The organism is Pseudoxanthomonas sp. CCNWLY206-1, assembly GCF_039710385.1.
GTDB lineage: Bacteria > Pseudomonadota > Gammaproteobacteria > Xanthomonadales > Xanthomonadaceae > Pseudoxanthomonas_A.
The window spans coordinates 100527-126284 of sequence record NZ_JBDKXI010000006.1; the positions used below are offsets into that span (position 1 = coordinate 100527).

General features: G+C 61.5%; 24 protein-coding genes. 10 read left to right on the forward strand and 14 right to left on the reverse strand.

From position 1 onward, the window contains the following. Positions 1 to 54: 54 nt before the first annotated feature. The gene (locus tag AADW18_RS14395) at positions 55 to 945 is read right to left on the reverse strand and encodes a hypothetical protein (RefSeq protein ID WP_337344083.1); all 891 of its coding nucleotides are present in this window, start codon (positions 943 to 945) and stop codon (positions 55 to 57) included. A 97-nt stretch (positions 946 to 1042) separates the two neighbouring features. Here AADW18_RS14395 and AADW18_RS14400 point away from each other — a divergent pair, with 97 nt between their 5' ends. Further along, positions 1043 to 2323, forward strand: coding sequence for an acetyl-CoA C-acetyltransferase (locus AADW18_RS14400; RefSeq protein ID WP_337344084.1), 1281 nt, complete (start codon positions 1043 to 1045; stop codon positions 2321 to 2323). A 126-nt stretch (positions 2324 to 2449) separates the two neighbouring features. Here AADW18_RS14400 and AADW18_RS14405 read toward each other — a convergent pair whose 3' ends face one another. Genes AADW18_RS14405 through AADW18_RS14415 form a run of 3 tightly spaced genes read right to left on the reverse strand, consistent with a single transcriptional unit; the run spans position 2450 to position 5548 of the window. After that, entirely contained in the window at positions 2450 to 3712 is a 1263-nt protein-coding gene (locus AADW18_RS14405) for a heme biosynthesis HemY N-terminal domain-containing protein (protein WP_337344085.1), read from the reverse strand. Continuing rightward, complete coding sequence (locus tag AADW18_RS14410; protein ID WP_337344086.1) at positions 3709 to 4740, reverse strand: uroporphyrinogen-III C-methyltransferase; 1032 nt, start codon at positions 4738 to 4740, stop codon at positions 3709 to 3711. Before AADW18_RS14410 ends, AADW18_RS14405 begins: the two co-directional genes overlap by 4 nt. 37 nt (positions 4741 to 4777) lie before the next feature. Next, entirely contained in the window at positions 4778 to 5548 is a 771-nt protein-coding gene (locus AADW18_RS14415; protein ID WP_337344087.1) for a uroporphyrinogen-III synthase, read from the reverse strand. A 16-nt stretch (positions 5549 to 5564) separates the two neighbouring features. Here AADW18_RS14415 and AADW18_RS14420 point away from each other — a divergent pair, with 16 nt between their 5' ends. The 5 genes from AADW18_RS14420 (at position 5565) to AADW18_RS14440 (ending at position 8752) form a co-directional block, all read left to right on the forward strand. Next, positions 5565 to 6023 carry a YiiD C-terminal domain-containing protein gene (locus AADW18_RS14420; protein WP_337344088.1) on the forward strand — a complete coding sequence of 153 codons (459 nt, stop codon included), beginning with the start codon at positions 5565 to 5567 and terminating at the stop codon, positions 6021 to 6023. A gap of 34 nt (positions 6024 to 6057) precedes the next feature. Beyond that, positions 6058 to 6483 (forward strand): hypothetical protein, encoded by a 426-nt coding sequence (locus AADW18_RS14425; RefSeq protein ID WP_337344089.1) that lies wholly within the window; start codon positions 6058 to 6060, stop codon positions 6481 to 6483. 119 nt (positions 6484 to 6602) lie between these two features. Beyond that, positions 6603 to 7046 (forward strand): rhodanese-like domain-containing protein, encoded by a 444-nt coding sequence (locus AADW18_RS14430; RefSeq protein ID WP_337344090.1) that lies wholly within the window; start codon positions 6603 to 6605, stop codon positions 7044 to 7046. A gap of 113 nt (positions 7047 to 7159) precedes the next feature. Beyond that, a complete protein-coding gene (gene secB, locus AADW18_RS14435; RefSeq protein ID WP_337344091.1) occupies positions 7160 to 7678 on the forward strand; it encodes a protein-export chaperone SecB in 519 nt (172 codons plus the stop codon). A gap of 51 nt (positions 7679 to 7729) precedes the next feature. Continuing rightward, positions 7730 to 8752 (forward strand): NAD(P)H-dependent glycerol-3-phosphate dehydrogenase, encoded by a 1023-nt coding sequence (locus AADW18_RS14440; RefSeq protein ID WP_337344092.1) that lies wholly within the window; start codon positions 7730 to 7732, stop codon positions 8750 to 8752. A 328-nt stretch (positions 8753 to 9080) separates the two neighbouring features. On the opposite strand, the gene AADW18_RS14445 is transcribed toward AADW18_RS14440, so the two are convergent. After that, the gene (locus AADW18_RS14445) at positions 9081 to 9662 is read right to left on the reverse strand and encodes a diffusible signal factor-reguated Ax21 faimly protein (RefSeq protein ID WP_337344093.1); all 582 of its coding nucleotides are present in this window, start codon (positions 9660 to 9662) and stop codon (positions 9081 to 9083) included. Between the two features lie 733 nt (positions 9663 to 10395). Between AADW18_RS14445 and AADW18_RS14450 the strand changes: the two genes are divergently transcribed. Together AADW18_RS14450 and AADW18_RS14455 are read left to right on the forward strand one after the other, a co-directional pair. After that, a complete protein-coding gene (locus AADW18_RS14450; protein WP_337344094.1) occupies positions 10396 to 10833 on the forward strand; it encodes a transposase in 438 nt (145 codons plus the stop codon). 516 nt (positions 10834 to 11349) lie between these two features. Next, positions 11350 to 13371 carry a TonB-dependent receptor gene (locus tag AADW18_RS14455; RefSeq protein ID WP_337344284.1) on the forward strand — a complete coding sequence of 674 codons (2022 nt, stop codon included), beginning with the start codon at positions 11350 to 11352 and terminating at the stop codon, positions 13369 to 13371. Between the two features lie 295 nt (positions 13372 to 13666). Here AADW18_RS14455 and nhaA read toward each other — a convergent pair whose 3' ends face one another. From nhaA to AADW18_RS14480, 5 genes are all read right to left on the reverse strand, one after another. Next, entirely contained in the window at positions 13667 to 14899 is a 1233-nt protein-coding gene (gene nhaA / locus AADW18_RS14460; protein WP_337344095.1) for a Na+/H+ antiporter NhaA, read from the reverse strand. Positions 14900 to 15126: 227 nt separating this feature from the next. Then, on the reverse strand, positions 15127 to 16701 hold the full coding sequence (locus AADW18_RS14465) for a BCCT family transporter (protein ID WP_337344285.1): 1575 nt from the start codon (positions 16699 to 16701) through the stop codon (positions 15127 to 15129). Between the two features lie 309 nt (positions 16702 to 17010). Continuing rightward, a complete protein-coding gene (locus AADW18_RS14470) occupies positions 17011 to 17526 on the reverse strand; it encodes a hypothetical protein (protein ID WP_337344096.1) in 516 nt (171 codons plus the stop codon). Between the two features lie 375 nt (positions 17527 to 17901). Then, on the reverse strand, positions 17902 to 18930 hold the full coding sequence (locus tag AADW18_RS14475; protein WP_337344097.1) for an NADP-dependent oxidoreductase: 1029 nt from the start codon (positions 18928 to 18930) through the stop codon (positions 17902 to 17904). A 317-nt stretch (positions 18931 to 19247) separates the two neighbouring features. Further along, on the reverse strand, positions 19248 to 19844 hold the full coding sequence (locus AADW18_RS14480) for a TetR/AcrR family transcriptional regulator (RefSeq protein WP_337344098.1): 597 nt from the start codon (positions 19842 to 19844) through the stop codon (positions 19248 to 19250). Between the two features lie 240 nt (positions 19845 to 20084). On the opposite strand from AADW18_RS14480, the gene AADW18_RS14485 reads away from it, so the two are divergent. Continuing rightward, a complete protein-coding gene (locus tag AADW18_RS14485; RefSeq protein WP_337344099.1) occupies positions 20085 to 20372 on the forward strand; it encodes a hypothetical protein in 288 nt (95 codons plus the stop codon). Positions 20373 to 20630: 258 nt separating this feature from the next. On the opposite strand, the gene AADW18_RS14490 is transcribed toward AADW18_RS14485, so the two are convergent. From AADW18_RS14490 to AADW18_RS14505, 4 genes are all read right to left on the reverse strand, one after another. Further along, entirely contained in the window at positions 20631 to 21107 is a 477-nt protein-coding gene (locus tag AADW18_RS14490) for an Hsp20/alpha crystallin family protein (RefSeq protein ID WP_337344100.1), read from the reverse strand. 727 nt (positions 21108 to 21834) lie between these two features. Further along, positions 21835 to 22890, reverse strand: coding sequence for an ROK family protein (locus AADW18_RS14495; RefSeq protein ID WP_337344101.1), 1056 nt, complete (start codon positions 22888 to 22890; stop codon positions 21835 to 21837). A 458-nt stretch (positions 22891 to 23348) separates the two neighbouring features. Continuing rightward, entirely contained in the window at positions 23349 to 24386 is a 1038-nt protein-coding gene (locus tag AADW18_RS14500) for a pyridoxal-phosphate dependent enzyme (protein ID WP_337344102.1), read from the reverse strand. Positions 24387 to 24494: 108 nt separating this feature from the next. Then, the gene (locus AADW18_RS14505; protein WP_337344103.1) at positions 24495 to 24971 is read right to left on the reverse strand and encodes an Lrp/AsnC family transcriptional regulator; all 477 of its coding nucleotides are present in this window, start codon (positions 24969 to 24971) and stop codon (positions 24495 to 24497) included. 133 nt (positions 24972 to 25104) lie between these two features. On the opposite strand from AADW18_RS14505, the gene AADW18_RS14510 reads away from it, so the two are divergent. Beyond that, positions 25105 to 25737, forward strand: a complete 633-nt coding sequence (locus AADW18_RS14510) for a glutathione S-transferase (RefSeq protein ID WP_337344104.1) — start codon at positions 25105 to 25107, stop codon at positions 25735 to 25737. Positions 25738 to 25758 lie beyond the last annotated feature (21 nt).

The window sequence follows — 25758 nt, forward strand, 5'->3', positions numbered from 1 at the left end:
CAGGCCCCAGGTAGGAGCGCCGGGACGGCGCTCCTGCAACAGCGGCCACGTCAATCAGGACTCCAGCGCCTCGCGCGGATCCGCTTTGCCGGGACAATGCGCGAAGGTGACCGGAATACCGTGTGCTTCCAACACGGCGGCGAGTTGCTGCTGACGGGCAAGGAAATATTGATAGCCGCGTTCCAGCTTGTCGTCATCCTCTATGTCGGGCGCATAGCGCAGGCGCCATCCACAGGGCTCGAACAGCGCGATCTGCGCCTCGCCCTGTGCGTAGCGCAGCAGCGGCTCCGGCGGAGTATCCAGCCACGCTTCTTCGTCGGGCGCCATTAACGCGACTTCCAGCACCGGCCACAAACTCTGCAATCCTTCATTGCCGTACTGCATGGCGGTCATCGCCGCCAAATCGTGCAGCGTGAGATAGCGAGCATGTTCGATTTGTGCGCCGAAGGCTTCTTGCGCAAGCAACGCGGTGTCGGCTTGTGCCATGCCAACCTCCAGCAGGATCTCCTCCAACCGTTCGCCGACTGCGTGGACCGTATGGTCATCGCCGCTCAACAAGAAGGGCAGCACACGCAGACGGCCACCCTGCAGGCCCGGGTCAGCCTGAAACGGCATCGGCACATCGCCGGCCCCATCAGCACCGAAGGCGATCAACCGGGCTTCTGCCTGTGAAGGCTGCCCAGGCGCACGCCGCCGCAGTTCTTCCAAGCGCTTATGCAAAGGCCAGCCAGGACGCAGCGCTTCAGCGGGATCGAAATGCGCGGCGGCCAATGTCAGATCCAATTCCGCCACCGCCGGCACCAACTTGGCCAAGTCCCGGCCCAATCGTTCGGCCAGAGTTCCGGCGTCATTGGAGGAAAGCGCCGCGCGTAGTGGCGCGGTGCCGGCGGACAGCTCCAGCGCCAATACACCCTTTGCGTGGCGGTCCGTTTGGTCTTGAGTCATGTCAACGTTTGGCGGCCGTGTAGGGGGGCATTACACTTGACATTATGCCAGCCGCAGCCGCGGCGTCTGAATCGCCCCCTTTTTGATGAGGTCTTCCATGCCAGCAGCACGCCCCGTCGCCATCCTGGGCGGCGTCCGCATTCCGTTCTGCCGGCAAAACACGGCCTATGCGGATGTCGGCAACCTGGGCATGTCGGTGCGCACGCTGGGCGCCCTGGTCGAGCGTTTCGGCCTGCACGGCCAACAACTGGGCGAAGTGGCGATGGGCGCGGTGATCAAGCATTCCAGCGATTGGAATCTGGGGCGCGAAGCGGCCTTGTCATCCGGCCTGTCGCCGCTCACGCCGGGGATAACGCTGCAACGTGCCTGCGGCACCAGCCTGGATTCCATCATCACGATCGCCAACAAGATTTCCCTGGGCCAGATCGATTCCGGTATTGGTGGCGGTTCCGATACCACTTCCGAAGTACCGATCGTCTATGGCAAGAAGCTGCGTGCCCGCCTGCTGGCCGCCAATCGCGCCAAGACGATGCAGGACAAGATCAAGACGCTGGCTTCAGGCTTCAAGTTCAATGAACTGAAGCCGGAATTTCCGGGCGTGGCCGAACCGCGCACCGGCAAGAGCATGGGCGATCATTGCGAAGACATGGCCAAGGAATGGAACATCTCGCGCGATTCGCAGGATGAGCTGGCGGTGTCCTCGCACAAGAAGCTCGCCGCTGCCTATGAGCGCGGTTTCTTCGACGATCTGATCGCGCCGTTCCGCGGCCAGCAGCGCGACAACATCCTGCGTCCGGACACGTCATTGGAAAAACTGGCGACGTTGAAGCCGGCATTCGACAAGACCTCCGGCCGCGGCACGTTGACCGCCGCCAATTCCACTCCACTGACCGATGGTGCCGCCGCGGTATTGCTGGCCAGCGAAGAGTGGGCCAGGACACACGGCCACGAACCCTTGGCGTATCTGCGTGATGCGCAAACGGCGGCGGTGGACTTCGTGCATGGCGAAGGTCTGTTGATGGCCCCCACCATCGCCGTGCCGGAAATGCTCAAGCGCCAGGGACTGACCTTGCAGGATTTCGATTTCTACGAAATCCACGAAGCCTTCGCCGCGCAAGTGCTGTGTACGTTGCGCGCCTGGGAGAATGAAGACTATTGCCGCAATCGCCTGGGCCTGGACACGCCGCTGGGCAGGATCGACCCCGCCAAGATGAACCCCAACGGCTCATCGCTGGCCACCGGACATCCGTTCGCCGCGACCGGCGCCCGCATTGTTGCCACCGCCGCCAAGGAGTTGAAACAACGGGGCGGCGGCCGCTGCCTGATTTCCATCTGCACCGCGGGCGGCATGGGCGTGGTGGCGATTATCGAGCGATGATGCGCTTGGCTCTATAAGCGCACGGATGAAGTAGTCCTTATGGGAGCGACCTAAGTCGCGACGTTGATGTTTCCGATCGCGACTTGCGTCGCTCCCACAGGGAGGCGCTCCGTGCTCGGCTCCACCCTACGACCTCAATCGCGGCATGCCATGTTCGTCGCGTTCCTCGACCACGGCTTCGTCGAATATCTTCTGCTTGAGGTCGCGCCCCGGCAGCGGCATTCCGGCTTCACCGCGCGCCGCCTTCAGTGCATTGGCATAGCTCAGGCGCGCCAAAGCATCTTCTCCCGCGGCGGAAAAACCATCGCCCATTTCTTCCCACGCTTCGGCACCAGCGCCTTGCGCCAACGCGCGGTGCAGGAACTCCTGCGCCTGCCCCCATTGGCCCTGCTGGCGGGCCAGCCGCGCCAGCGCCACCAGCAAGCCGGGGCTGGCGGGGTGAGATTGCAGCCAGCGTTGGGCGCTGGCGCGTCGCGAGTCCAGTTTTCCGATCGGCAGGCGCCCGTACAGCGCAATCAACGATTCATCCCATTGCGTGTCCAGCGCCTGTTCCAGGCTGCGCGCCGCAGCATCATCCCAGCGCAACGTGGCCGCACGTTCGGCATAAGCAGCGACTACGCTAGGTTCGCTGCGTAGGGTTTTTGGCAGCACCTCCCAGCGTTCCGCCAGGACATTCGCATCGGCGGCTTCGCGCAGCGACTGCGTTGCCAAGCGCGCTTCCAGGTCGGCGAGTGCCGGCGTCGTCAGTGCTCGCTGTTGCCGGAGAGGACCCAGCAGTCCATACGCTTCACCGGCGCGGCCCACGGCAGCCAATGCTTCGGTGCGCAGGGCGAGACCGCGCGGCGGCAACGGCTGCGCACTGCTCGCATCCAGCGCGACCAAGGCATCGGTTGGACGCGATTGCACCAACGCGCGATCCGCAGCTGCGACCGCGTGGGCGCTGGCGTTGCGCTCCGCTACTGCGTGCAGATGTTGAGCGGCGGCGGCCTCGTCGCCGCGGCCGTCGGCGGCGCGGGCCGCGGCGATGCGAGCGATCACACTGACTTCATCGTCCTCCGCGGCGCGTTCCAACAACCGTTCGGCGCGCTGCCAATGTCCACCGTGCAGCGCTTCCAGTCCTTCGATCAAACGCGCACGCGCCTGCTTGCGGCGATAGCGTCCCCAAGCGCGGAACGGCAGCGTAACGATCTTCCACAGCAGCCAAAGCGCAAATCCGGCCAGCAATAGCGCCAGCAACGCGCGCGGGACGTTGGTTGTCCAATCGTAGCCGCCGAACTGGACGAAGACTTTCCCAAGATCGCGTGCGGAATCCTGCGACAACCATTCCGCGGCGACGACGCCAGCCAGCAGCAGCACCAGCAGAAAAACCACGCTACGGAACAGTTTCATGGTTGCAGCTCCGGACCGGCGTTGGCGGAGATAGATGGTGCGGGCGAAAACGTCTGCGGGGTAGCATTGCGCGCGGCTCGCAACTGTTCCAGGGTGCTGCCAAGTACCGGCAGGTCCGGTTGCAATGGCGCTGCACGCATTTTTTCCAGACGCACGCGTATTTGCCGCAACGGCGGCGAATCAGGCCACAGCCGCGGCAGCCAAGCATCCACGCGATTCAGCGCCGCGCGAAAACCTTCCGCATCGTTATGTTCCAAAGCGGCACGCGCCAGACTGATTTCGATCTGCAAGGCAGCCTCGCCAGCGGTGCGATCAGAAGGCGCAACGATCGCGCCCGCCCGCGAAGGGCGGACGTCCACCAGCGGCGCGAGCAATCGTTGCCAGGCAGGACGATGCTGCGTTTGGGGTTGGGGCGCTTCCAGCGGCAGTTTGGTCAAAGCGGCGGCAAGATGATCAAGGTCCGTCGATAACGCTGTCTTCGGCAGCGTGGACAACCCATCGACCGCCGTGCGCTCCTGCGCCAGCACCTGCTTGAGATTCAGCATGCGGTGATCGTCCACGCCATCGAGCGCGCCGGCAGCCAATTCATACGCGTGCCGAGCACCCTTCAGATCGCCGGCGACGGTCAGGCGTTGCGAAGCCTGCGAAAGCAGAAACTCCGCCTCGTCCAAGCGCAATGCCTGTGGACCGTGACGATTGGGATCGGTCAGCTTGGCGACGCTCTCTTCCAGCAACGCGCCTCGCTGGCCTAGTCCAAGGACTTCATCGCGCAGTACGCGGTTGGTGGCGGCAGCATCTTGAATACGTTGCGTCTGCGCACGCTGGTCGCGGCGCAGCGCTTCCATGCGTGCTTCCAGCGCAGCGATACGTTGTACCGCCTCCTCCTCGGCTTGAGCCTGCGCGTCGCGCACCTGCCACCAGACCCAGCCGCGCCAAACGCCAAAGCCAAGCAGGCCCAGCGCCAGGAGCAGCAGGATCAAACCGCCATAGCTACGCCGGCGGGGAGTGGGAGTGTCGTCGTCGTTCACACTGCGTCCTTGAATCGTCAGGCCGGTTATTCAAATGCTAACGGAACCGGCGCAAGATCGCGTCCTCGGCGGCGAAAAGCATCTGTGCAGGGCGTGGGCCGGCCGCCAGTTCGGCGTCATGGAAACCGATATCGTGCGCGTATTGCATCAGTCGCGCACTGGCAGCGATAACGGTGGTTTCCCGGAGCCGTGCGGTCAGGTCGGAGGGCAGCCGCTCCATCACCCGTGCCAGCGCGCCGCTGCTGCTGAGAAGCAGGCAGGCCGGTGCCGACGTCGCGCGCAGAGTTTCCAGCGCCGAAGTGGCCAGCGCGACAGGCTCGCGCCAGTACACATCGGCGCGCAGCAGGCGGGCGCCGCGTTCAGTGAGAGTGGTTGTAAGCAGGTCGCGTCCATCCGGTGCGGTGATCAGGCCCAGCGCTCGGCCGCGCAAATCATGTAGTTCAGGCAGGCCAAGCAAGCCTTCGCTGTCCATCCGTACCGGCGCGCGCACGTTCGTCACGCCTGCCCGCCGCAACGCCGACGCGGTGCCGCTACCCACCGCCAGCCATGTTTGCCTCGCGCTGGTTTTCAGTGGCTGCAACCGTTGGGCAAAGCGGACAGCGGCCGGACTGGTGAACAACAGGTACTCCGCGTGCAGTGCCCGCCGCAAGTGGTCTCGTGTATCGGGATCGTCCAGCGCCCGCAGCCGCCACGGCGACAACGCCAGCAACATCGCGCCATGGCGGCGCGCAGCCTGCCGCAGTCCCGCGTGCTCGCCTTGTGGGCGAAGTGAGATGACGTACCATGCCGGCGGTCGCTGAAGAGCCATAGACGGATTATGTTCGATGAGTGTTGATGCCGCGCTGCAAACCTTGCGCGATTACTGCCACGGCATGCCGCCGGTGGCGGCGATGCAGGTGGATGTGGCGGGCTACGACGGCGAGCGCCTTCGGCTTACCGCGCCTTTGTCCGCCAACGTGAATGACAAAGGCAACGCCTTCGGCGGAAGCCTGACGTCGCTGATGACGGTGACAGGTTGGGGCTTGGTGACCTTGCGGCTGCAACTGGCTGGCCTGAAGGCGGAGGTCTATGTGGCCGACAGCACGGTTCGGTATCTGGCACCGTTGTACGCGGACCTGGAAGCGGAAGCCGGCTTCGCGCCTGGCGAATCGTGGGAAACGTTCCTGGAGACACTGAAGCAGCGCGGCCGCGCCCGCATTCAGGTGGAGGCGCAGGTACCGCTGCCGGAAGGCGGCGTCGCCACCACGCTGACGGGGCGGTTCGTCGCCATCGTAAAGCGGTAGCATTCGGTCTGATCTTCGGTAACAGGGGCGGGGCATGGGCAGGTTCTTTCGGGTAGTGCTGTTGGCAATGCTGGTGACGTCAGTGGCGTCCACCAGCGCGTTTGCGGCCGCCAAGCAACGTGGCAAGTTGGAGCAAGTCCAAAATGCCTATGCGGCGTCTATCCGCTGGGGAGATTTCGAAAACGCCTGGCAGGCGGTCGATCCGGCCTATCGCGAAGAACATCCAATGACCGACCTGGAACTCGAGCGCTACCAGCAGGTGCAGGTTTCCGGCTACCGGGATATCAGTGCCGGCGTGGAACCGGACCAGACTGTGTTCCGCACCATCGAGTTGCGCGTCATCAACAAGCACACCATGGCCGAGCGCACGCTGCGGTACCGCGAACGGTGGCGTTGGGACCCCGAGGCCAAGCGCTGGTGGCTGGTGGTTGGGCTGCCGGACTTGTGGGCCGGCGAATGAGCGGAAGCGAATAGGCGAGGCTAGACCCACCACGGCACGAACTGAGTGTTGGGGCGCCCGCCACCGGCCAGCGCTTCCTATGCGACAATCGCCGCCCGTTCCGTCGCTGTCCATACTCTGTGAACTTCGAAGAATTGCTGGCCTTTGCCGGCCGTAATCAACTCACCCAGATTCTCTCGCTGGCGCTCGTGGGCCTGACGCTGGCGATCATCTACACCGAGATCGCCCGTCTGTTCCGCGGCTACAAGGCGCTGCGCCCGGCCGAGCTGACAAGTCTCATTAATCGTGAGAACGCGCTGGTGGTGGACTTGTCCGCCATCAACGATTTCGAGAAAGGCCACATTGCGGGCAGCAAGAACGTACTGCCCAGCCAGTTCGACCCGGAAAGCAAGCTGGTCGCTTCAGCCAAGGCATTGCCCGTGGTGCTGGTCTGCCGGACCGGCCAAGCCTCCGCCGGTGCGGCCAAGCGTTTGAAGAAGGCTGGCTTCGAACAGGTCTACTGGCTGGACGGCGGCATCGCCGCTTGGCAACAGGCCGATCTGCCGCTGGTCAAAGGCCGCTGATCACTGCTGTTTTGTCTCCGGCGCTGGCCTTGAACTGCCACGGGTTCGCCGCCATGACATGTGATAATCGCTCATTCACCGTTTCATTTTTATACCTAATTCCGGAGTAAGAGATGTCCGACGAAACCACCAACGGCGCGGCTGCGCCGGTCGCCGAAGCCGCGGGTCCCGCGTTCACCGTTGAAAAGATCTACGTCAAGGACGTTTCTTTCGAAGTCCCCGGCGCACCCGCGATCTTCAGCGAAAACGTGCAGCCCGAGCTGCAGCTCAATCTCAACCAGCGCGTGCAGCGCTTGAACGAGAACGTATTCGAAGTGGTGCTGGGCGTGACCCTGACCTGCAAGGCCGGCGACAAGACCGCCTATGTGGCGGAAGTGCAGCAGGCCGGTATCTTCGGTCTGGTCGGGTTGGAAGCGCAGGCGGTCGACGTGCTGCTGGGAACCCAATGCCCCAACATCCTGTTCCCCTACATCCGCCAGTTGGTCAGCGATCTGGTCCAGGCCGGTGGTTTCCCGCCGTTCTTCCTGCAGCCGATCAATTTCGAGGCGCTCTACGCCGAAACACTGCGTCAGCGTGCTTCCCAGACCGACAATGGTGGCCTGGCCACCACGGAACCAGCCGGCAACGCCTGATCCGTGCGGCGCGATCCTGCCATGGCATCCGTGAGTCGAAAGGGCTGACGGATGGCCGATTCGCTGAAAATCGCGGTATTGGGCGCGGGCTCCTGGGGCACCGCGCTAGCGGCGCTGATGGCGCGGCACGGCCATCAGATCGTGTTGTGGGGGCGCGACGCCAAGATCGCTGCGGCGATCGACCAGCAGCACGAAAATTCCCGTTATCTGCCGGACATTCCGCTACCGGAAAATCTCCGTGCCACAACCGACTTGGCCGCGGCGCTCGCCGATGCGGACCAGGTGCTGGTGGTCGTGCCATCGCATGCTTTCACCCAGACCCTGCACATGCTGGCGCCGCTGCGTCCCGCTAAAGCCGGCGTCGCTTGGGCTACGAAAGGTTTCGAAACCGGCTCCGGCCGTTTTCTTCATGAAGTAGCCGAAGACATTCTTGGCGCCGATGTTCCGCTGGCGGTCGTCACCGGTCCTTCCTTCGCCAAGGAAGTCGCGTTGGGCCTGCCAACCGCGGTGACCGTGCATGGCAGCGACGTGGGCTTCGCCCAGTCCGTTGCCGATGCGCTGCACGGGCCCGCTTTCCGGGCCTACACCGGCGACGATATGGTGGGCGCCGAACTTGGCGGTGCGATGAAGAATGTGCTGGCCGTGGCCACCGGCGTCGCCGATGGCATGCAGCTGGGGTTGAATGCGCGCGCTGGCCTGATCACCCGTGGCTTGAACGAAATGCTGCGCCTGTCCGCCGCCATCGGTGGCAAGCCGGAAACCCTGATGGGTTTGGCTGGATTGGGCGATCTAGTGCTGACCTGTACCGGCGATCTCTCGCGCAATCGAAGGCTGGGCTTGGCACTGGGCCGAGGACAGAATCTAAGCGATGCCGTGCGCGAAATCGGCCAGGTGGTCGAATCCGTACAAACCGCCGACGAAGTGATGCGACAAGCCGAGCGCCACGACATCGACCTGCCCATTTCCAGCGCCGTGCGCGCGGTATTGCACGGCGAACTCGCACCGTCCGATGGCCTGCAGCAACTGCTGGCCCGAGAGCAGAAGCCGGAATATCCGGAGACGTTGTTCAAGTAAGGCGGGGAACGAAAAAGCTCTTTTGCTTCTCCTAATAAAGAGAAGGAAAGACCTGCCTCCGACTTACAAACTCCGTCATCCCGGCGCACGCCGGGACCCAGTGCCGAGCTCCAGACAATAACTCGCGGATGAGCGAACACGGCGGTAGAAGCGCTTTAACCAGCTTCGTCGTGAAAGCCCTTCAATAGCTAAACGGGTTAGCAGTTATGGTGAGCTCGGCTTGCAGCCGCTCGCCCCCAAAAGAAAAGCCCGGCGCAAGGCGCCGGGCTTTGGATCGCGACGTGGGGAGAGAGGGACACGCCGCGGAACACCGTTGTTGCTTTATCGCTTACCAGCTGAAGCGCGGACCCACGAAATACTGAGTGTCGCCATCGACCAGCTTCACGTCGGCCGACGCGCTCCAGTTCGGAGTGAACTTGACCTGCGCGCCCAGACGGCCGTAGAACTCGCCTTCGTAGTCGTCGCCGTCTTCGTAACCGGCCAGCGCATAACCATTCAAGCGATTGGTCAGTGCGCTATTGACGCCCACCTCGACGCTATAGCCGTCCGCGCTGAAGCTGGGAACGCGCACGTTGCCCACGTTGAAACTGTCGGTCTTGGCCTTTTCATAAGCCACGCGGGTCAGCAGATCGACGCGCTGCGACAGTTCGTGGTTGTAGCCCAAACCCACGCGCCACTGATCGAAATCGACATTGACGTCCTCGACTTCCTGGCTGCTGTAGTCGGCGAAAACATGGAAATTAGGAGCGATTGCCACCGAGCCTTTCAGGGCCCAGCCATCGGCATCCGGACCGTCGATGTTGGTGGCGGTATAGCCGCCTTCCACATAGTTATACGAGACGCCCTCGGCCGCGGAAGCGGCGAAAGGGGCAGCAGCAAGCAACGTCAGGGCAAGCAAAGACTTCTTCATGAATGAACCTCTTTCTTGTTGTGTGTTTTCTTGGTCTGAGCGGCGTGTCATTAGTGAAGCGCCGCCGTGGAGTGAAGTATCCGTTTTCCACTGCAATGCGCCCTGAATACCAAACTGACCAGTACATAAATTAGGCCATCCGTTGAGGAACTTTCGGCACATCCGTGACGTGATCGCCATCGTCTGGTCTGCTCGCGGAGTGGCATCGCCGATCTCCATAAAAGCAGCGTCGCGCAAGTAGACGGAGCTCGCTCCGCTGTTCTTCGCTTCGAAGGAAAAAGACCAATGCAGCCTGCGCATATGGAACGGAACTCGTTCCGCTGTCCCTCGATTAAACCAACGCGCCCTCAGTAGATCCGCCTCGCTTGCATCATGCGTTCTGGTTTCATGCCGCTGCCTGCATTCGCAGGCGGTTGAGCACCACTTGAATAGGCGGAAGAAATCGCACGCGCACGTGCGCGCCGCTCACGTTTCGTACTTCTTGTATTGCTCCGATGGCCACGCCGAGAAGAATGGCCGAGAGTCAAGTCACTTCTTTCGCTCTCATGAGTTGATGGCGGCGATTCGACATTCCGTCGGTACAGAACGAGAGAGGACTGATACCGATCGAATCCCATTCGATGGGAGCTATGCCATCAGAGTGATGGCTGCTTGCATCGGCCACATCGGTAGATGTGGTTCTCCAACCGTGTGCTGTTACCCGTGTATCCAACGAACTCGCAAGAGGTACCCCATGGAAATGATCCGCCAACAGATTTCTCTCGACACAATGGAGCCACAGTTGCAGTCGGAAGAAGCGGTGCTGACCCTGCCCGCGATTAATCCCATGGATGATGCATCCTGGGAGAAAATCACAAAACGTCTTCGCGGCAAGACCAGATCACGGGCATTGAAAGGCGTCGAAACCCGCCGTTTCATCGAAGTGGTGTTGTGGGTTACCGACAACGAGCTTTGCTGGAACCACGTGCCCGCCCGATACGGCAAATGGCATACCGTCTATGTGCGCTTCGGTCGATGGGCGATCGCTTGCACTTGGGATCAGCTGGCTACGGTGCTGGATAACCAAGAAAGCGCAGAACGTCTTCAAAGACGCGCGGCCTCCTATCTGGCGTCACGCCGGGCACGCAAGATTCCGAAGGGAAGCGATTCCGCCAATGACATGCAGTGGTAAACAGCATCTGTCAGGATAAGCCGCGATCGTGTCCTTCAGCAGCCCGCAGGCTCGTCAGATGCGGAGATTTGAGTGGTTGCTAATGCTGGGCTTTCACCCTGCAGATCAAGGAGGACCGCGGCGAACCGGAAATGCAGTTATTCAATCGGCTGATGATTCGCCACCATGGAAGAAGCAGCCAGCTTCATTCTTCACTGCCTTTCTGTTGTTGCGCCTCTAACTCCTCGCTTCTTGACCCGGCTTCGAACGCAGGTACATGCGCATACCTGGCGATGCAGCCTTGAGGGTAAGCTATCGCATCTCCCCCCAAGGCGAGTCGAGATACCTATGGCGTCACGTCTCACGCCGCTGCTGGTGCTGCTGATCGTCGTTTCTCTCCAGGCGCAGCGGGAAGCGTTCGCCGGCAATGAAACGGCAGTTGTGGAACAAGAATCTGCTTTGGCGAACAAGGCCGTGGCACATACGACGATTGGCGAAAACGCTGGCTCCGAAGGTGCCGTTACGCTTGATCGCGTGATGGTGGAGACGCCTCGCCTCCGTGGCGTGTCGGCTTTCGACACGCCGGCTTCGATCGACGTCATTGATCTGCGTGGGGAGAGCGCCACGGCGGGGACGAATCTTTCCGAACGGCTGGGCCGAGTGCCCGGTCTACTCGCGCGCGACCGGCAGAACTACGCGCAGGACACCCAGCTTTCGATCCGCGGTTTCGGCGCGCGTTCCACCTTCGGTGTGCGCGGCGTGCGCCTCTATGCAGACGGCATTCCCGCCACCATGCCGGACGGGCAGGGGCAGCTGTCGCATTTCAGCCTGGCCGGCGGAGATCACGTCGAAATCATCCGCGGTCCGTTCTCAGCGCTCTACGGCAATTCTTCCGGAGGCGTGGTGCAGCTGTTCAGTGCGATCGGGCAGGAGCCCGATGAGTTAACCATCCGCGCGACTGCCGCCAGCGACGACACCTATGGCGCTTCCGCGCGCTGGCTCGGCCGGCAGGGGCGCGTGGGATTCAACCTGGCCGCGTCTGTGTTCGATACGGGCGGCTATCGTCGGCATAGCGCGGCGCGGCGCGAGTCTGCCAATGTGCGCTTCGACATTGATCTGAATGATCATGCCGAGCTGACCTTGGTCTTCAATCACCTGGACATGCCCAAGGCGCAGGATCCTTTGGGATTGACGCACGAGCAGGTGCGGCAGGACCCACGTCAGGTCACCGCGGTCGCCGAACAGTTCAATACGCGCAAGACGGTGCGGCAGGACCAGGGGGGTGCGGTCTATACGCAAGGTTTCGGCGACGGCCACGAGCTGAAGCTGGTCGGCTACACCGGCCAACGGCGGGTCGAACAGTTCCTCGCGTTGCCGGTAGGGGCGCAAGCCAATCCGCTGAACTCCGGCGGCGTGATCGACCTGGACAGCAACTATGCCGGTATGGATGCACGTTGGTCGTGGCAAGGAGAACTGGCAGGGCGCCCGTTCGAGTGGACGGTCGGCGGCAACGCCGAACGGCTGCGCCAGCATCGGCGCGGCTATGAAAACTTCGTCGGTACGACACTGGGCGTGCGCGGCGCCTTGCGGCGCGACGAGCGTAACCAGGTCGAGAACGTGGACGAGTTCGCGCAAGCATGGTGGCAACTGGCGCCGCGCTGGTCGTTGCTGGCGGGTGTACGCCATAGCGAAGTGCGATTCAGTTCCAACGACAATTATGTAAATGCCCCCAATCCGGACGACAGCGGCCGCGTGCGCTATGCCGAAACCACGCCAGTCGCCGGCATGATGTTCCAAGCCAGCGATCAGCTGCGCGTTTATCTGTCCGCTGGGCGCGGCTTCGAAACGCCGACTTTCAATGAGCTCGGGTATCGCACCGATGGTGGCGCCGGACTGGCGTTCGACCTCACGCCGGCGGTCAGCCGCAATATCGAGCTGGGCATGAAATGGCGCAACGGCATCGGGGCCGGTTGGGAAGCGGCGCTGTTTCGTGCCGATACCGATGACGAACTGGCAGTAGCGCGCAATGTCGGTGGACGCAGCACCTATCGCAACGTAGGTCGTGCGCGGCGCCAAGGGCTAGAGGCTTCGTTCGAAACCTCTCTGAGCGAAGACTGGCGGCTACAGCTGGCGTACACACGCCTGTTGGCCGAATTCCGCGACGATTTCCTGATCTGCAATCGCACCGGCTGCACGGTGCCGGACACACTCGTCGTCGCCGGTACGCGAATTCCGGGCACAGCCCGCGATCAGTTCTTTGGCCGCCTGCAATGGCGGTCACAAGACTGGGAGGCAGCGATGGAAGCAGTCGCTGTAGGTGAAGTATCCGTCAACGATATTGGCAGCGAATCGGCACCGGGCTATGCGCTGCTGCACCTGGAGTTGTCGCACCGCTGGCGATTGGGCAGAGGTTCGCTACGCGGTTTCGCCCGCATCGACAACGTTCTCGAGCAGCGCTACATCGGCTCAGTCATCGTCAACGAAGGCAACAGCCGCTTCTACGAACCCGGCCCGGATCGCACATTCCTGATCGGCGCCGAGTGGAAGAGCATCCAATGAAAGCTTGCGCCGCGCCACGATTGCCCCTCAATGGGCGCGATCAGGAGCGCGCTGCAGCGCGTACAGATGGCGAACAAATAGGCTTTGACTGCTCTGGCCTTTGCTCGGAAAAGCTCGCGGCGAGACGCCGCTCCGCGCCACGATTGCCCCTCAATGGGCGCGATCAGGAGCGCGCCGCAGCGCGTACAGATGGCGAACAAATAAGCTTTGATTGCTCTGGCTTCTGCTCGGAAAAGCTCGCGGCGAGACGCCGCTCCTACAACAGGTGCGCAAAAACCCGCAGCTGAGACGTTACCTACACGGCCGATGTTTTCAGCGTCACCCGCAACCAGACCCAGCCCACCAAAGCCGAGACCACCGAAGCGCACAAGACGCCCAGCACCGCAGCATCGATCAGATGATCACCGACAGGGCCGAATGCCAGATTGGTAATGAAAAGGCTCATGGTGAAACCCACACCACACAACATACCCACACCAAGCATGGCCTTGAAATCCATGCCGGCCGGATACTGCGCAAGACCGACAGCTCGTGCGACAACGGCTGTGGCGACAATTCCTATCGGCTTACCCAGCACCAGGCCTAGCAATATACCGAGCGGCACCGGCGCCACCGCGTCGCCCATGCTAAGTCCGCTGAGCGCGAGACCGGCGTTGGTGAAAGCAAATAACGGCAGGATCAGGTAGGCCACCCAAGGATGCAGCGCGTGTTCCAGCGTCTCCAAAGGCGAAGCTTCCGAAGAAGATGTTTCCGAAGAAATGTCGGGCGCCTTGGTCTTGCCCTTCAGCGGAATCATCAGTCCGGTCACCACTCCGGCCAGCGTCGCGTGCACGCCGGACTTCAACACGAAAAACCACACCAGTGCGCCCAGCAGCAGATAGGGCCAAAGTCGAGTCACGCCTCGGCGATTAAGCAGCAACATCAAGCCGATGCCGGCACCCGCCCAGGCCAGCATGCCGATGGACAGCTCGTGGGTGTAGAAAATCGCGATGATCAAAATGGCAACCAGATCGTCGACCACCGCGATTGTCGACAACAACAGCTTCATGCCCAACGGCACGCGCGGTCCTAGCAGCGCCAGAATGCCAAGCGCGAACGCGATGTCGGTAGCGGTAGGTATCGCCCACCCGCGCATCGCAGTGACGTCGCCCTGATTGACGGCCCAGAACAGCAGCGCCGGCGCGACCACGCCGCCGACAGCGCACAGCACCGGCAGCATCATCTGGTCGCGGCTGGACAACTGCCCGCTCAGTGCTTCGCGCTTGATCTCCAGCGCCACCAACAGAAAGAACACCGCCATCAAGGCGTCGTTGATCCATAGCTCGGCGGCTTTCATCAAACCAAAGCCTCCGATCGAGAATCCGACTGGCAACTGGCGGAACTGTTCGTACGCACCATGCCAGGGTGAATTGGCTACGATCATGGCCAACGCTGCCGCGGCCATGAGCACGATGCCAGCCGCCGCTTGTAGGCGGAAGAATTCGCGCAGCAGGTTTCGCGCGCGCGCAATGGGATTGATCGATGCCATGCGGGGAGTTTAGCAGGACCCATTGCTACACAACGGGAGTTAATCGCGGTATCTCTGCCTCGTTGCGCTGTTACAGCGCCGCAACAGTCGATTTTCGGAATAGTTGCATTGTGCTCATCGAGACCATTCTTCCCGAAAGATTCGCTGGTGAATGTCCGTCATAGGCTCCCGCCGGATTGTGAAAGATGAGGTGGTCGTGTCCATCGTGGACGAGCAAAAACGGACGCTCACGAGTGCCCGCCTTCGCCGTGGTCCGCGTTGGATTCGACCTGCGCCGCCTGCTCCTGCCTGATCCATTGTTCGATGGCATGGCGCTCGCGTTGAACCTTGCGTTTCTGCAAGAGATATTCCTGGTTCAATGCTCGATACAAAGACACGATCACCAACAACATCAACAATGCAAACGGCAACGCCGCGATGATGATCATGTTCTGCAACGCTACCAGGCCGCCCGCCAGCAGGAGCGCAATCGATACGAGCGCGACCGTGGCGCCCCACGTTACGCGTCTGCTGATCGGTGGATCGCCGGTCTCGCTGGTCGACATACTCGACAGCACCAGCACCGCCGAATCGGCCGACGTGACAAAAAAGACCATCAGCAGAACGAGTGCGATGGCCGTCAGCAGGCCTGACATGGGAAGGCTTTCGAACAACGCGAACAGCACGTTCTCATAGCCGGTACTCAGTACGCTGGTCAGGTCTACATGGCCAAAGGTCTGCGCCCACAGCGCGGTTCCGCCGAACACTGAAAACCATACGAACCCGAGCAGGGTAGGCGCGACTACCACGCCGATCACGAACTCACGCACCGTGCGACCGCGTGATACCCGCGCGATGAAAGAGCCGACGAAAGGTGCCCAGGCGATCCACCATGCCCAATAGAAGATCGTCCAGTTGGCAACCCACTGATCGCCGGAGAACGGCGACATGCGCAGGCTCATCTCCACTAACTGGGAGAGATAGCTGCCGAGCGTGGTGGTGAAGGTATCGAAGATGAAGCCGGTCGGGCCTAGGACCAACATAAGCGCAAGTAACAGTACCGCCAGCCCCAGGTTGATCGTTGACAGCCATTTGACGCCGCGGTTTACACCACTAAGGGTAGACGCCATGTACAACAGAAACGCCACGGCAATGATGCCCACCTGCATGGGCACGGAAGCCGTGATGCCCGTTACTCGCTGCAGGCCCGCAGCGATCTGTATCGTGCCCAGGCCGAGCGTGGTCGCCACGCCAATGGCGGTCGCCACGACCGCGGAGACGTTCACCACGGTGCCGATCCACCCGCGGTGGTGCTTGCCGATCACCGGCTGCAGCAGGTCGCTGATTTGCCCGCAACCATTGCGATTGAACTGGAACCACGCCATCGCCAGCCCGATCAGCGCGTAAACCGCCCAAGGATGCAGGCCCCAATGAAAAAACACGTAACGCATCGACGCGCGCGAAGCTTGTGCGCTTAGTGGCGACAAGCCTTCCGGCGGTTTGGCGTAGTGTGAGATCGGCTCGGCCGCACCCCAGAACACCAGCCCGATGCCCATGCCGGCAGCAAACAACAATGCGAGCCAGCTTCCCTTGGAAAACTCCGGTTCGGCATCCTCTCCGCCAATACGCAAGTGGGCGAAACGCCCGAATGCCAGGGTCAACAGGAAAACCAGCGTTACGAACACGATCAACAGGTACAGCCAGCCGGCTCCGGAGATAACGTGATGCAGCGTGGTTTGAACCACCTGATTGAACAGGTTCGGCGCCATGCCGGCGCTCACGACGAGAATTAGGATTATGAAGATGGAAAATCGGAATACCAAAACCGGATGCCTCATCTAAGTTGCAAGTGAGGCGGGCAAGGGTACGGTCGTAATCGGGCCGGCGCCACAGGCGATTTTGATAAAGAGACTTTTCTCTCTCGAAACACCCCTCAAAACGGAGGGACTCCGTGCACTGAGTGGATTCCGCTGCCGAATCGAAACTAAGAGCGTTGTCTCATTCTGGATGTAGGAGTGGCGTCCCGGCCCGAGCTTTTGATCTGTTTGCATCGCCGCTGGAAGAGATCGCGGCGGGACGCCGTTCCTACGGATGCTGGGGTATCACTGTCAGCGTGCGCCGCTGATACTCAGCTAAAGAAGATCGTTGAGCTGCCAAAGTGAGTTCCTGACGAGGCCATCGTGCAAAGTCACGACCTGGGTTCCAGGCCTTTGCATCCAGGCGATGATCTCGACAAAACGGTCCCATTCCGCAGAAGTCTTGCTCCAATGCAGAAGAATATCGTCGCTGGTTCTGTAGCACTCGTTAAGTACGTAGGTGGTTCTGCCCGTTACGCCGGAGGCAGGATCAAGGGGGTTTACTCGATCCGCACCCTTGGTGAGACTGTAGGCGACGATGAACGGTGTGGGTTCGCCGGCCACTAGCTTATGGCTGCTCTTTATGTAGGCATGGTGGTCGTCCCACAGTTCGTCTCCATCCGCGACGTTCTCTGCGTCGGTGGTGACGACGATGGTGAGCTGGTGATAGCCCTCCACGCATGGATTCAAGGTGGCTAGTGCGCTGGCTGAAGCCAGCAGTAGGGAAAGGGCAAGAACAGCGGAGACCAGCGGCGATAGAAAGAATCGCGCGTACCGAGTGGTGGGAGTCATGACGAGTGTCCTTTTGGCGGTGGGGAACTTCCATGCGTAGCAATAACCGTTCGGCCCAGCGTCCTTGCCGGCCCTCCAGGAGTGCGAGTGACTACGTCGAGGAGGGGAGGTCACGCGCAGCCGAAGTTTATGCAGCGCAACCTCATTGTGTACGCCGTTCGTCGGGCGCGGTGATGGTTCTGTAATAGAACGAATGTTTACATCGAAGCGGAGTAAATCCATTTACGCATGGAATTTCGAAGCAGCAGAACGTTCTAAGTAAGAATCACGTAATGCATTTACTTTGGGGATCTCGTCGAGCGGCAAGGAAGCGTCCGATGAACGGTAAACATGCTGGAAAGGACGGTTCCTTAGGCGACGGAGCTTCCAGCAACGTCACTCGGCAACGCGAACAACAACCTTCCCGAAGTTCTTGCCTTCCAGCAGTCCGATCAACCCCGCCGGTGCATTCTCAAGGCCGTCCACCATGTCCTCGCGCAGCTTTACCTTGCCGTCGCCGACCCATGAGCTCATGTCCCGATAGAACGGCGCGAAGCCATCGGCGTAATGATCCAGGATGATGAAACCCTGCGCGCGGATGCGCTTGTAGAGCAGTATGTTCATCAGCATCGGCAGGCGATCCGGACCGGGAGGCAGCGCCTTATCGTTGTAGTGCGCGATTATTCCGCATACCGGCACACGGGCGCCGATGTTCAACCGCGGCAATACGGCGTCGAACACCGCGCCGCCGACATTCTCGTAGTAGACGTCGATGCCGCCCGGACATGCGTCAGCCAGTTGCTTGGCGAACTGCGGATCGTAGCGATCCAGGCAGACATCGAAACCGAGCTCCTCGACCACGTAGCGGCACTTGTCGGCCCCGCCGGCGATACCCACCGCGCGGGCGCCCTTGAGCTTGGCGATCTGCCCGACCACCGCGCCCACCGCGCCGCTGGCAGAAGCTACGACCACCGTTTCCCCCGGCTTGGGTTCGCCGATGTTCAATAGTCCGTGGTACGCGGTGAAACCGGGCATGCCGAGCACACTCAATGCGTAAGAAGGATGGGTGGTGTTGCCAAGCGCCATAAGCTCCTGGCCATCGGACAGCGCGTAGTCCTGCCAGCCGGCGGCGCCCGACACCAGGTCGCCTTCGCGGAAACTCGGATGCTTGGAGGCAACCACGCGACTGACCGTGCCACCGACCATTACCTCGCCCAACACCAATGGCGGAGCATAGGAGGGACGGTCACTCATGCGGCCGCGCATGTACGGATCCAGCGACAAGTACACCGTGCGCAACAGCACCTCGCCTTCCGACGGCGTGGGTACGGGAGCCTCTTCAAGACGGAAATCCTGCGGCGTTGGCGCGCCTTGCGGACGTGCGGCCAGGACGATACGGCGGTTGATGCTGGGACTCTGTGGCATGTCGTTTCTCTCAGGATGACGTTGGGAAGAAGCGGATCTGGTCGAAGAAGTCTGGGGCTCGAACAAGTGCGACGGATTTCAGGAGATCGGCAACATCAACGGCGAGGCGTCCTCAGTCAGGAAATGAAGAGGTGGTCACCCCGGCGCAGGCCGGGGCCCGGCGACGTTGCCGTCCGGTCATGGCAGGAGTTGGTGATCCGGAAACGCTCAACCGCAGGATGTTCCGAGGCGGCAGCGAGGCATGATTAGACCGGTCGTCTACGCCCCGGATAGATGGCTGGCCAGTAAAAGGATTCGTCATTGCAGGGGATCGCGCCCTAAGGTGAATCAGCAAGGTTCAACAGCTGCCGCGTGCCGGTCATCGCAATGTCCAGCGGCTCGCGCCCACGGGTGATCTTGGCCAGCAGGCTGGCGCCCAACCAAGTCTGATACAACGTCGCCGCCAGCGCTTTCGCGTCCTGGGCGACCGATAGCGACCCGTCGGCCCTGCCATCATCGATGCAACGCGCCAAGCGCTGGATGATCCCCTCGATGCCCCGCTGCAAGGTCGTGCGCATGCCTTCGGACAGATCGCAGACCTCGGCACTCAGCTTGACCGCCAGGCACTTGGCATTCGGGTCATCGCTGGCCTGAGTGACCAGCCAATATCGCCAATAGCTCATCAGTCGTTCAGCAGCGGTGCCGGGACGTGCCAGCAAATCGTCCAGATGTGCCCATTGGCTGGAGAAATACGAGTTCAGCAGCGCATCGCCGAACGCTTCCTTGGATGAGAAGTAGTGGTAGAACGAGCCCTTCGGTACCTGCGCGGCCGCCAATAGTTCCGTCAGACCAACCGCGGTAAAGCCTTTCCCGACCATCAAGGGCTTGGCGGCATCGAGGATGTGTTGCCTGACATCGGGGTTGGAGGCGTTCATGGGCGGCATCCTAGATCAGATTAGACCGGTCGTCTAGTGGCCATCGTCTCGAAGGGTAGGACGTAGAGCGAAGCTTGCTCCGCTGCCTTTGCTGCGGGCATCCGGTTGTGTACCGAGCTCTAAGAGCAGCCGAGCAAGCTCGGCTCTACGAGGCCGCAGCATAGGTGCTGCCAATTCTTTCCCTGTCTGTCACACCGTTTGGCCTACCGTGATCTCCCCGTTCTTGAACAGGAGAACACCATGGCCAATCGCGATCGCAAACATGGCAATGGCGACACTCAAAGCAGCGTCGGCGAACAGCCGGGGCGTAACGATGCGGGTGTGACCGGCGGCCAGCAAGGCGGGCTCGGCGGACGGCGGGAAGGCAGCCGCGACGACACCGATACTCAAGAGATTGAGGACGTGCAGGGTGGAATGAATCCTGAAATCGGCGACATGGATGCTGAGGCCGACCCGGACCGCGATCCAGACGATGATGATGACAATGGCTTGCCCGGAAAGATGGGCGGCGGGTTGATGGGCGGGTGAAGCGGCCGTGCTGAAGACATCGTCGCTGTTGTAGGAGCGGCGTCCCGCCGCGAGCTCTCCCGTCCGATCGCAAAAAAGCCAACAGCCATCGAACTTGGCCGTTCGCTACCGGCACGCGCTGCGGCGCGCGCTTGATCAGCAAAAGTTCGCGGCGGGACGCCGCTCCTACCTGAGTGTTCCGGGCGTGATCGCAATATCGTCGCACCCATAAATCGGCCGTCCGGCAAACGCCAGCACGGCCGATATGCAACGGCCCGATTACGAATTCAACACCGAACCGACTTGTATGCGGCGCGGTGTCGTTTCAGGCCGCTTCGGAATGTCGATCTGCAGCACACCATTGTGGCCCGACGCGGTAATTCCATCGGGATCGGCACTGTCGGGTAGCGCAAAGCGACGATGGAAGCTGCCGTGGCGGCGCTCGATGCGCGAGAACGTTTCGCCTTCCCTCTTTTCCTCCAGGCGCCGTTCGCCCTTGATGGACAACGTGCCTTTTTCCATTTGAACCTCGATCTCCTGGGGATCGACACCGGGAATGTCGGCGTAAAGCACGAAACGATCGGCTTCCTCCTTGATATCAACACGCGGTGCCCATTGGCTGGTGACCACGGAGGATTCATCGGTGGATTCGTTCTGGAACAAACTACCCTCGAACAGGCGATCGAAGACTTGTTTGATCGGGTCCTGCATCAAGCCCTGGCCGGGCCATTGTGGATAGCGGACCATTTTGTTCATGGCAAGGTCTCCCATTGGCTAAAGGACGGTGACTCCGTCCGCCGCTGCAGATAGGGCAGCAGTGGAACATTTCAAGAAAAGAAAATAGGGGGGATTATTCGCTATTAAAAAACGATTAATGAACTTAACCAGAGGGTCGCTAGGAGAATGCCGGGTAGCCGGTACCCAACAACTCAAAACACATAACCACTCCTGCCAAGATAAGTATCAGTGCACTCACCGCGAGCAGCACCAATGATCGGACTCTCAACTGCTTCAGACCCATGGCCGTCTCCTTCTCGGCGTCTATGTGCTGAACGTGACTGACGAGATGACTAGGGGCGGCAGCTTCTATTTTCAACACCCCGAAACCAGTGGGATGACCACCGATGCCTCACGCGGAGCGAAACCCCGAAGCTCTCACGACGCCCTCCACCTCGGAGAGCGGAGCCTGCTCCGCTGCTCCTGCGCGGTCGGCATGGAAGGCAGCGGAGCAAGCTCCGCTCTACAAAAACGCTAGCGCGGACCCTTCACCTGTTGACGTAGGGGAGTTGGCCTACGTGGCTGGCCTGCATCTGCTTCGCTTCTTACGCGTCGGAGCGTGGCCCCGACCTGCCAGACATCAATGCGGTTGTCTCACGACACGCGCCAGCCGTAGAGCGGAGCTTGCTCCGCTGCCCCTGCGCGGTGGCACGGAAAGCAGCGGAGCAAGCTCCGCTCTACGAAAGCGCAAACGCGATGGGCCGTTTCACGTGTTGGTGTAACTGGCATTCCCCAGGCCGGTACCGATCGTCAGCACGCCCCACCGGCTCGCCTTGCGCATGCGGACGCGTTCGCTCAGGCCTTGCACCACCGCATCGTTGTGCATCACCACGGTCGGCTGGCTATCGCCGATGCGGTCCAGGTGCTCGCTCAACGCCTGCGGCAGATTGAACGGCGCTTCCCAATCGCCGGGCAGATTCTGCGCGCCATGCAGAATGCTGCCGTCCTGCTGGATCTGACCAGGGCAGGCAATGCCGATGAAAGGCGCCAGCTTGACGCCCAACGTGCGCGCCTGGGCGGCAAGCCCGTTGAGCATGCCGGCCAGTCGGGTAACCGCTTCCCCCCGATCGGGTTCGTCGTCGGCGTGCCGCCACTGCATATGCTCGATGACACGAGCCTTCGACCCGTCGTCTTCGCGGCCAAGCTGATGCTCGACGATCCCGCAGCGCAGATTGGTGCCACCGACATCCACCGCCAGAAAGGCATCCTGACGCTTGCTGGCCGAATCAGGCAACAAATGCACCCAACCCAGCAAGCCACCTTCGTCGGCGTCGTGCTTCAGGATGTGCAGATCCACACCGGCGCGCGATTGCTTGAGCAGACGCATTGCCCGCCGGATCGCCAAGCCTCCTGTTTTGCTTTCCGGCAGACCGCCACCCAACACGATCCGCTCCACTCCGTCCCATTCCTTCTGCGCCAGAAAACAGCGCACCACTTGAGCCAACCGCTGTGCGTACTCTTCCACCGCGATATGTACCAGGTGCGCGGCGTCGGGATCGCCCCCGACCAGTACCAGATCGATGGCCTTCTTGCCGATCTCATTACTCGGCTCCTTGCCGAACGGGTCCTTGCCAGTGCGCTGCTTGCGCGCCGCGTCCAGCAGATCGCGGAATGCAGTCTGACTGGCGCGGTCGCCAATGAATCCATCTCCTTCGGGGCCGTGGATGACCAGGTTGTAACTGTCGACCGACAGCCCTGGCAGTTGAGTGGCGCCATGTTGGCCGCGAGCATCGTTTTGTTTGGAAGACGACCGTTTGGCCATGGACATCGGAATCGCAAAGGAAGGAACTGCATCCTCGGTCACATGCCCGTTACGTGGCGTCAACACGATCCACCACCCACGACCGCCGTTGCAGGAGCGGTTTTTGCTTATGTAGAAGCGGCGTCCCGCCGCGAGCTCTTTCTTCAGATCGCGACAAAGCAAGAGCATTCTGAGCCTGATCGTTCACCATATGGGCGCGCTGCGGCGCGCTCGTGATCGTGCGCGCCGAAAGGCTACCGGGGCGCGGAGCGGCGTCCCGCCGCGAGCTCTTTTCTTGGCGATTCGATGAAAGCAAAAGCTCGCGCCGAGACGGCGCTCCTACAAAAATGGTTTTGCCTTTGTAAGAGTCGCCTCCAGCCGCGAGCTCTTCACCATCAGCACGGTAAAGAAAAGCTGGCTCAGTTAACTCATTCTGGTGCCGCGCGAGGGTTGAGAATTGCTAACAGAAATAGCCGCCTTCAGTCCGGCCCTTCCGTCACCACCAGCAATACATCACTGGAAGAACTCAATCCATGCAGCGCACGCAACTCCGCGTCAGCGGCGGTCTTCAAGAAGCCAGCAAGTCCGGCCGCGCCGGATGCTGTCGTTTCCGGCCCATCGGCTCTGCGTAGCGCATCGACGGCAAACCGCAATTGGTCGTCCGTGACCACAATCGACTGTGCGCGGTGCCGTTGCAATATGGCCAGCGCCGGCGCTGAAGCGGTGCCGCAGGAAAGCATTTCGGCGACGGTTTCCAAGTCGCCGAATAAAGAAATCGGATGCCCTGCTTCCAGGGCATGCGCGACGCAGGCGGCGCGTTCCGGTTCTACGACCAGAATCCCGCCGGGTGGGCGCATGCGTGCATGCAGGCCTTCGGCCATCGCCGCCGCCAGACCGCCAACGCCGGCCTGGACAAACAAATGGCTAGGCCGCGCGCCTGCAGCATCGAGTTGGACCACCAACTCCCGCGTGATCACGGAATAGCCTTTCATCACATCGGCGACCACGATGTCATTGAGGTCACTGGAGGTGTCCGGAACCAGAATGCCCTGACCGGCCGCCGCCGCTGCCGCCGCCTGTACTGCATCGTCATAGCTGCCCTCCACCGCGACAACCGCTGCTCCCAGCGAGCGGATCCGGTCAACGCGGAACCGGCTGACGCTTGCGGGCAGATAGATCATTGCCGTGGTACCCGCCCATCGCGCCGCGGCCGCGACTGCCAAGCCATGATTGCCGTCGCTGGCACATACCAGCCGCGGTAGCGAACGCGATCGCTTGGCCCGCGAACGCAGCACCAAGGGTGTCGGTACACCGGCCGCGCGAGCGAGCGCCCATAATCCCGCCATCATGCCGCCCAGCAATTTGAAATTACCCAGTGGCCGCTCACCTTCCAGTTTCGCGAACACGCGGGCTACACCGGTCAGCTTGGCCAGAGAAGGAAGCTCGACCAGATTTGTAGGGAGATAGTTCTCCCAGATGTGGGTGATGTCGAACGCGTGAGGAGATGTCGTTGTCATCCCGTCAGTGTGACGGAGTGCCGCGGCGCCAGGCATCGATTTACAGCGGGTATACGCGGAAAACCGCGTGGTTGCCGGCCTGGTGCGGTGAAGATGTCACCGCGCGGATTATTCGTCCGCGTCCAAAGGTACCGGCACCATCAACCCGCGCTTGAGTACGCCCAGCGCGACGTTGGTCGTGAAGCGCTTCACGTTCGGGTTTTCGCTCATCAACCGGTACATCAGGCCGTCATAGGTTTCCGTGTCGGGTGCGGTGACGATCAGGACGAAATCGGTTTCGCCAGTGACATAAAAGGCTTGCTGGACGTGTGCTTGCGCAGCCAGCCATGCGCGCAACTGCGCCAGCAGTTCGGGTCGCTCGCGTTCCACGTGCAGAGACACAACGAAGAATGTCGGGTTGCCTACCTTCTTTGCGTCGACCACCGCGACGTCGCGAGCGATCACACCTTTTTCCCGCAGGCGCCTGAGCCGGCGCTGGATGGCGGACGGCGACAGTGGCACCTGCTCGGCCAGGCGCTCGGCGGTCTGGCCGGCGTCTTCCTGCACAAGGTTCAAAAGCTGACGATCAAATCGGTCGAGTTCCATGGCTGCGCATGTTAGAGCGTGTATAACGCGGAAATCAGGCGAACACAGTAGCAATGTTGCGGCGAAAAGCGATGGCGGCGCACGTACCATTCCCGCTTCGCCACTTCTGCCGGCGGCCTCCGCCTGGAACCACATGAAGCTTCTCTATCAAACCCACTCGCCTTACGCCCGCAAGGTTCTGGTCTTCGCCCACGAAGCCGGGTTGGCGGATCGCCTGCAGGTCATCCACCACGAAACGAGCCCGACGCGCAAAAACCCGGACGTGTTCGCAGAGAATCCCCTCGGCAAGGTGCCGGTGCTGGTACGGCCTGGGCTGCCTTCGCTGTTCGACTCCGACGTGATCTGCGCCTACCTGGATACCTTGCACAGGGGCCGGTTGCACGATGGCCGCCGGCTGATTCCCCTCGAAGGCGAGGCGCGTTGGCTGGCCTTGCGTGCGCAATCGGTCGCCCAGGGCATTGCCGACGCCGGTATCGCCGTACGCTGGGAAACCGTCCGGCGGCCCGAACCACTCCGGTATCCGGCGCTAAAGGATGGCTACGTAGACAAGCTGATCGCAAGCTACGACTGGCTGGAGCAGGAGCTGGAGGTTGCGGCCCCGGTTCACGTGGGGCATATCGCGGTGGCCACGGCGCTCGCATGGATCGAATTCCGTGAGCTTCCTGATTTCCGCGAAGGGCGACCGAGGCTTGCGGCCTGGTTTGAAGAGTTTGAACAGCGGGCTTCCATGTTGGCGACGCCGTTGTCGGGGGAAACAGTGGATTGAAGGTTTCTGACACGCCCCCTT